Annotated in this window: 1 protein-coding gene; it reads left to right on the forward strand. The window is 40.5% G+C overall.

Going from position 1 to position 873, the window contains the following annotated elements; all coding sequences use genetic code 11:
- Positions 1-236: 236 nt before the first annotated feature.
- Positions 237-644 (forward strand): hypothetical protein, encoded by a 408-nt coding sequence (locus tag AACW06_RS19770; protein WP_192076361.1) that lies wholly within the window; start codon positions 237-239, stop codon positions 642-644.
- Positions 645-873 lie beyond the last annotated feature (229 nt).

Genomic DNA, 873 nt, shown 5'->3' on the forward strand with positions numbered 1-873 from the left:
TGCTAACAAGCAATTTAAGAGGGATTCCCAACGCTTGGCACTTTTGCTTCTACTTCAAATTTAGTGGTTACGGTACAATGCGTTAGGTTGGGTGGTAGCGTTGCTCACCCCTTAATTGGGCGTTATACGACGTACGGTGTTAAAATTTGTTGCATATCATTTTCTTATGGTTAATATTAGTCGAATCGTTTGTGGGAATATTTTCTGTAACTCTTTAACCCAAACGAGGAAATGGTATGTATGATATCTCTGATTTTTCAATAGCTAATGGTCGCCTGTCTATCAAGGAAGATAGCTATGAGCTTTCCAAAATTAAGAGCGTCAAAGTAGTTAAAAACAAACTGAGTTCGCATCTAGTCAAGGCGTCTGTTATTTCTGCTATAGCTTCAAGCATTTTATGGCTATTCGAGCCATTTGCCACACCTTGGGGATTTGATATCAATGCTGGAGTTGTAGCTCTAGTCATCACATTCCCAGTGGTTTTATTACTCTCTCTTTTTCGCTCAAAGTATCAGCTTCAAGTTGAGTTTGAACATCAAGATGAGGTTGGTTTGCAATGGGTAACGGTAGCAAGTGGTAAGGCTGAGCAAGAACTGACAGTGTTTAAAAAAATAGAGCAAGACTTGTCGCAAGCTGTCGTATAACAAACAATTTAAGTGGATTCTCAACGCGTGGCAGTTTTACTATGCGTTGAGTAAAGTGTTTTATGGTGTAATGCAGTGGCTTGGCCAGTGCGTTGTTCACCACTTAATTGGGCGTTAGCTGGGGTTAAGAAAAACGGTGAATTTAGGGTGGAAAGGCTTTCTGTTTTCTAGCTACACACCGGACAGATTTCAGCTTCTCAACTATCTCGCCAGTGGCACTTTTTGGAAA

Source organism: Vibrio sp. S12_S33 (genome assembly GCF_963889785.1).
Taxonomy (GTDB): Bacteria; Pseudomonadota; Gammaproteobacteria; order Enterobacterales; family Vibrionaceae; genus Vibrio; species Vibrio aestuarianus.